The following is a 7,107-nucleotide window of genomic DNA, read 5'->3' as shown; positions in this document are numbered from 1 at the left end:
CTGCCCGGTTGGCAGACCTTATGGCGAGGCTGGTTGCGATTACAGGATATGTGTTGGGCTGCTGATTTGATTACCCAATCACTTTAAAAGATGTTGGTAATGACAAGCCCTATAAGGGTGGGGCTAGAAATACGAAGCCTGCCTTCGCAGGCTAAAAGTTTGATAGCCTGCGAAGGCAGGCTTTGTTGGTATAGCAATACCCTTCTAGGGTATTGCGTCAAAATTGGGATGCTCCCTTTTATTTTAAATTACAAAATTCAATAAAATATGTCTTTTGACAAATGATACCAATTTCAATAATGTTTGCGACACATCAATATATTCTAGAGGGCATGGCATTGCCATGCCCCTACCATTTGTCGTATTCTTTTTTTAATTGGTAAGACAAATGACCATTGACCATTGACTATTGACCATTGACTATTGACCATTCACTTCCAAAACAACAGTTAACGCATAATCGGACTACCATGATGATGCACTAAATACCATTTTCCCCCAAACAGTTGAAATACATTTGTTGCTATTGATTGCGCTTCTAACCTTCTACCATTCACCACTTGCAAAATATTTTCTACCAGCACCACATAAGCGATATTATCAGCTACTTCTGTAGCCATAATATCTAGGTTAATTTCGATGTAGGCAGTACTTCTAAATATCTGTTCCCAAGAGATGCGAACTTGTTTCCAACCCCTTAGTATACTGCGTCCGGGATGAACGCAAGTACTACCAATTCCTTGTGACCAAACTGCGCTCATGGCGTCAATGTCTTTTTTTTCAAAAGCTCGGTAAAATGCTGTATTAACGGCTAAAATTTCAGATGTCATGGGGAGGGTAAATTATTTTTGTGTCAACAGTAGGTGCAGAGTTTTTAATAGTTCCTGCACTGTATATGGTTTAGACAAAAATGCTGTATGCTGGAGTGTTTTATTGATCGGTACTTGTTCGCTTGTTGCTAATCCACTGACAGCTATCATAGGTAATTCTGGATTTATGCCATGCAAAGTTGCAATGGTGGTTGCACCATCCATTTTTGGCATCATCATATCGATAATTGCCACTTTAATTTTATCTTGATTGCGCGCATAAAGTGCGATCGCATCAATGCCATCGCTAGCAGAGATAATTTTGTAATTATAGCTTTCTAAAGATGCTTTTGTTACTTCGCGAATTGCTGCTTCATCATCCACTACTAACAGCCATTCTCCATTGCCGTTAGGCATTTCGCTATCTTCTGGTATGGGAATTTCTACTGTATTTACCGCAGGTAAGTACACTTTAAATGTTGTCCCTTTTCCTAGCGAACTGGATACGTTAATAAATCCACCATGTCCTTTAATAATACCGATCGCTGTAGATAAACCTAATCCTGTACCGTAACCAAATTCTTTCGTGGTAAAAAATGGTTCAAAGATTTTATCTAATAGTTCGCTAGGTATACCAAATCCAGTATCCGTAATTGTTAAAACTAGGTAATGACCTACTTGGGCTTCAAAATGTACCTGACTATAGATTTCATCAATGTAAATATTATTCGCGGCTATTGTAATTGTCCCGCCATCTGGCATGGCATCGCGGGCATTTAAACATAAATTAATCAAGACTTGATGTAATTGGGTGCTATCACCATAAACTGGGAATAAATCTGCGGCTAATTCTGTAGTTAAGGTAATGGTTTTGGGGAATGTTTCTTGAATAATTTGTTGCAGTTCATCGATAATCTGCTTAATTTGCAGTACGCGGCGATCGCCTTCAATTCCCCGGACAAAAGATAGGACTTGTTTAACTAAATTTGCGCCTCGTTTGACGTTGGTTTCTACTATCGATAACATTTGCTCAATTTGCTGTCCAGAGGCTTTCATTTTCAGCAGCTGTACTGACATTAATATCGGCGATAATACATTATTTAAATCATGGGCGATTCCACTGGCGAGAGTGCCGATACTTTCCATTCTTTGGGCACGTAAAAATTTCTTTTCTAGTTGTTTTTTTTTGGTAATATCAGTATCTACAATCAAAATTGATTTCGGTTCTAAATGCTCGTCTCGGACTAACATCCAGCGACTAGCAACGATGATTTCTCTGCCGAATTTACTAATTTTTTCTAATTCTCCTTCCCAAGAACCTTGTTGAATTACAGTCTGACAAATTTCTAAATATTGTGCTAAAGGTTCATTGCTAAAAATTTCATGGGCAGTTTTATCGATCGCTTCTGCTGCTGTCCAACCATAAAGCTTTTCGGCGCTTTTATTCCAGAGCAGAATATTATTAGATAAATCTCGCAGAACAATTGCATCTGTAGAGATATCTAACAATGCAGCTTGTTCGCGTATTTGTTGTTCTACTTGTTTGCGCGTGGTAATATCTTCAAAAATATATAACCGCCCAAAATATTGATCTAAGCGATCGCGAACTTGACTAGAGAATCGCCGAATCGTCCTGCCATCGTTAAATGCAATCTCATCTTCGATGACGCAACGGTATTCTTCGCTTTGTAAGGGAGTGCAGGAAGCAGCAAAAGCGGGTATATCTTGAATTAATTGCAGACAATCGGGGATAATATCCTGATTCTTCAATTTTCGCTCTGTCATCTGCGATTGAAGATGTTCAATCCCCCAAATTTCACAAAAGCGATCGTTAAAATACAGTATCTCATCAGTGCGGTTATCTACCACATAAAATGCTAAAGGGGAAACACTAGTCATAGAACGTAACAGTGCTTCTGTCCAGCGTAATTCGTCTTCGGCTTGTTTGCGATTGCTGATATCTTCAATTACATAGGCAAATTGTAGCGGCTTGGTGTGACTGTGAGCGATCGCGCTCACTGTTGCAGATAACCATGTTTTACCTTGGGGAGTATCTACAGCATATTCAAACTTCACAGGTGATTGACTAACTGCTGCTTGCTGATAATAATCCAGCCACTTGACTATCTGCTCATCTGCTACACCCATTTCTCGCTCGCGGCGATTTTGCATAGCATTGGGGGTGAGTCCTAAAAATTTCGCTGCGGCTAGGTTGTCAGAAATATGGCGGATATCATTATCTAACAATTCCACAATTCCCATCATCATCGGTGCGCTATCAAAAAAACTGCGCAGAGTGCTTTCACTTTGATATTGTGCTTGCTGTGCTTGTTTAAATTCTGCTTTAATACTGGCTAATTCCAACAAGTTCCGTCGTAGTTCTAGTTCTCTAATTGCCAATTGGCTCAAAGCTTGTAATGATGCAATTTGGCGATCGCTAATTTGACGGGGTACGCGATCGACTACACAGATAGTCCCAATTGCTTCTCCTCCCGGTGCAATTAAAGGTACACCAGCGTAAAATCTGACATAAGGTTCAGCGATAACAACTAAAGAATTAGCATACTGTTCATCTACCAAAGTATCAGGAATAATCAGAGGTTGAGATTGCTGGATACATATCGGACAAAAACCTAATTCTCTGGGCATTTGTTCGATATTTAACCCTACTTTCGCCTTAAACCGCTGTCGATGACTATCAATCAAATTAATTACGGCGATGGGTGTCTGACAAATCTCTGCTGCTAAAAACGCTAGATCGTCAAATGCTTTTTCTGGAACAGTGTCGAGAATTTGATATTTAAACAGAGCCTCAAGTCTTTGTCTTTCAGGGTTACACAATGCAAAGTTCATTCAACTTTCCTACTACTATTGAATTACATAACTTCGTGCGATTCACGATTTGCTCAATTCATCCAGCAGAGAAAACGTCAATCTGACGGTATTTGACTAATGCTTACTATGATTCTGCTTGTTAGTAAAATCTATACATTTGTTAATTTTTAGGATTAATTAGTAAATTTTTTGTGCAAAACATTAATCAAGCTGACATTGACTCGCAATACAGCCGTTGAATCTGAGATTGTCTAATCAATTTTGTCACAAACTATAATTACCCTTAATTATAGTAATGTATCTAAAGAAAGATGACTGAGAACTGTAAATTTGACATAAATTTACTTTAATCATCCTATTGCTTTTCTATTAGTAATCCCCTAGATTAAGACAAATTTAAACAATGGTGGCAAAAGTATGGATTAGCGCCAAAAACATCCAGCAGGCTATGTCCTGGGAATGACTGTTGACTGTTGACTGTTGACTGTTGACTCTTCAGAGAGATTTTTATGTTTGGGTGTGCAATTTTCTCGTGAATGGCTAATTTGTAGAAGTCATGAGTCATTGGTGATGGTTCAAGCGATAGGATGAACAAAGTATATAGATGTATATGAACTTTTTTATGACAAATACAATAAACTTGCGTATTCCCCAAAGAACTGAAGATAGCTTTGCTATTACTTTTGCACCATTGTCTATAGAAGAAATCTATAGTAAGGCAGACGATCCAGCTAATGGTGCGATTGTCGTGATGAGTGGGATGGTTCGCAATCAAACTGATGGTAAACCTGTAGTTGCTTTAGAATATCAAGCCTATGAACCGATGGCGTTACGGGTATTTGCACAAATCGCTGCTGAGATTCGTTCTTTGTGGAATGATGTGAATCGAGTAGTCATCCACCATCGCATTGGACGTTTACAAGTAGGGGAAATTAGCGTGTTAGTTGCTGTAGGTTGCCCCCATCGCAGCGAAGCTTTTGAAGCTTGTCGCTATGCTATTGATACCTTAAAACATAATGCCCCAATTTGGAAGAAAGAACACTGGCAAGATGGTTCTAGTAGTTGGGTGAGTATTGGTGCTTGCGAACAGTCACCAGACAACTGTTAAAATTTCTTCATTGCAGAATCTGCGATCGCACTTTTGATTCGTTTTGCGATCGCCTCCACCACCATCATCTTATAAGTCTGCGCCTGTGATTTTCAATCAAACTGAATACTTGTAAATAAATATACCCACCATTCCGTAAATAAATTTTAACCTTTCGTATATATAGAAATCCGTAATCATTTATGAGAGAATAGTAAAAATCAGTAAATCTACTGCCAAATTAGGCTGTAATTAGCGATTATACCCTAACCGCTAACTTAATTTTATCTATGCATTTATATGCTAAATTCCTGTGACTCAGTAGGTTGGAGTTATAAATTATAGCCCTTGCCAATAATCATAGATAATTATGACACAAACTCATTCAGAAGCTGATAAATTAAAACAAAAACTTCAGGAATTAATCGCCATAGCCTCTCAGGTAGAAATCAAACTAGCAGATAGATTAAAAGCTATTGCCAGTCCTTTAGAAAAGATGCCAAGTGGGACAATGATGAGTCGCAAGCATCTTCTACTTGGTTTAAAAGAGATTCTTGCAGATGCAGAATTTTGGCTATGTTATCGTCTAGCTAATCCAGAGGAAAAACAGCAGATAAAAGACGCTATATTACAAATTCATAGATATTGGCATTTAGAGATATTCCCCACTTGGTTCAACAAACACGATAAAGATTTTCCCAGGTGGAAGGAAAGTTTAATCAAGAATGAACCACCACCTGATGATGCCAAGATAATTAACGAAATTAGTAGAAGTATTAGAAGTCAACAAAGGCAAAAAAAAGATTATCAAACTGCTAAATTTATTAGTAAATTGATTGCCGATAAAGCTATAGATACAGATTTAATCGCGACTGCTAACCAAGATAATCCCTTGTGCGTACAATTAACCCAAAGCGCCAAGGAACATACAGATAATAAAATCAGAGAATGGAAAGAGACTTACAATTATTATGCAATAAAACGAGGGTTATTTGCTGGCTATAATCCGCAACATCCACAATATATCACCTGGCTGACAAAACATATAGTATCAGGTGCTGATGACATTCCCAAAGAAGACTATAAAGACGTATTTCTTAAATAAAAAAGCATAAATATTTTGATATAATTAATTATATATGAGTCCAGTTGAAGAAAATTCACATCAAAATAGTATTGTTGCCAAAGCAATGAATGCATTGTTAGTGGCTCAGAGATTGCAGAGAAATAAATTATCTCTGGGTGCAGATTATGTGAATCTTGATTCTCAAAATGCAGATGATGAATGGTTCCAAAATGGACTGAGTGAAGCAGATGTACCAGCAGAATCAGACAATCAATCCTCACCAATAACCAGCGAAGGTATTATTCTCACACCACAACAGCAACAAACAGCGATCGCCAGAATTGCGAATTTACTGCAAACCCAGCCAGACAGCGCCGGAATTCGCGTACAGTACCTCACCTTAGTAGCAGATCGAGGTACTTTAGAACAGCAACAAACAGCAATTCAGCAAACAGCTACATGGCTACAATCCCATATTGAAGCAGCAGCAGTTTGGGAAAAATACCTCATCTTAGTCAGTAGAGTAGGAACAACTCAACAACAGCAAGCAGCACTAGTAGAAACCCTACAGTGGTTAGCATCCCATCCTGAAGATATATATGTACGGGAACAATACTTAGTACTGATGGAAATTGCGGGAACCACTCAACAGCAGCAAGCAGCCATAACTCAAACTTCTGCTTGGTTAAAAACTCACACAGAAGATAGATATGTGCGCCAGCAATACCTATATTTAGTAGCTACAGTAGGAAGCCAACAACAGCAACAGCAAGCTGTAGGTGACACCACAACTTGGTTGCGATCGCATCCCCAAGATCAATATGTCCGCGAACAGTATTTAGAATTAATCAATAGCGAACCCACAAACCGGATCAATCTCCGGCGATTACATCAAATTTTAAACTTACTCGGCGATAGTTTTGATAACTTATTAGCTAATACAACAGAACCAAGATTAGCTTTTCGTTCCAGCACTGGTATCTGGCAAGAACGCTATCTCGAACAATTTACCTTAGATAAACAAATAATCCAATTAAATATTGCCATCAGATTAGAAACAGACACAAAAATTAGCGTCAGATTGCAGTTACAACCAATCGATAATAATAATTATTATTATTTACCAGAAACTTTACAGCTAATTTTACTGTCTCCATCAGGAGATATTATTTACCAAGACCAAGCTGGAAGTAATCGAGAACTAATAGAAGTTATAATTCCCGATGGTGAACCTGGAGATAGTTTCATCGCTCAAATTATATTAGGCGATACCAGCATGATCAAAGATATTGGAGTTTAACTAAAGTAAA

At 38.2% G+C, this 7,107-nt stretch carries 6 protein-coding genes; 3 read left to right on the top strand and 3 right to left on the bottom strand.

From position 1 onward, the window contains the following. Window positions 1-449 precede the first annotated feature (449 nt). The 3 genes from H6G08_RS30560 to H6G08_RS30550 form a co-directional block, all read right to left on the bottom strand. The gene (locus H6G08_RS30560) at window positions 450-830 is read right to left on the bottom strand and encodes a nuclear transport factor 2 family protein (protein WP_190550007.1); all 381 of its coding nucleotides are present in this window, start codon (window positions 828-830) and stop codon (window positions 450-452) included. Window positions 831-842: 12 nt separating this feature from the next. Next, window positions 843-3,662: a hybrid sensor histidine kinase/response regulator gene (locus tag H6G08_RS30555; RefSeq protein WP_190550005.1), complete on the bottom strand. Its 2,820-nt coding sequence runs from the start codon at window positions 3,660-3,662 to the stop codon at window positions 843-845. Window positions 3,663-4,029: 367 nt separating this feature from the next. Further along, window positions 4,030-4,209, bottom strand: a complete 180-nt coding sequence (locus H6G08_RS30550; RefSeq protein WP_190550003.1) for a hypothetical protein — start codon at window positions 4,207-4,209, stop codon at window positions 4,030-4,032. A gap of 57 nt (window positions 4,210-4,266) precedes the next feature. Between H6G08_RS30550 and H6G08_RS30545 the strand changes: the two genes are divergently transcribed. From H6G08_RS30545 to H6G08_RS30535, 3 genes are all read left to right on the top strand, one after another. Continuing rightward, complete coding sequence (locus H6G08_RS30545; protein ID WP_199322800.1) at window positions 4,267-4,752, top strand: molybdenum cofactor biosynthesis protein MoaE; 486 nt, start codon at window positions 4,267-4,269, stop codon at window positions 4,750-4,752. 349 nt (window positions 4,753-5,101) lie between these two features. Next, a complete protein-coding gene (locus H6G08_RS30540; RefSeq protein ID WP_190549999.1) occupies window positions 5,102-5,836 on the top strand; it encodes a hypothetical protein in 735 nt (244 codons plus the stop codon). A 34-nt stretch (window positions 5,837-5,870) separates the two neighbouring features. Beyond that, entirely contained in the window at window positions 5,871-7,097 is a 1,227-nt protein-coding gene (locus H6G08_RS30535; RefSeq protein WP_190549997.1) for a DUF1822 family protein, read from the top strand. Window positions 7,098-7,107: the final 10 nt, after the last annotated feature.

Origin of the sequence: Calothrix anomala FACHB-343 (genome assembly GCF_014696435.1) — a bacterium.
Classification (GTDB): Bacteria; Cyanobacteriota; Cyanobacteriia; order Cyanobacteriales; family Nostocaceae; genus Aulosira; species Aulosira anomala_A.
The sequence above is the reverse complement of the archived record's forward strand: the minus strand, read 5'-3'. Positions and strand labels throughout refer to the sequence as shown.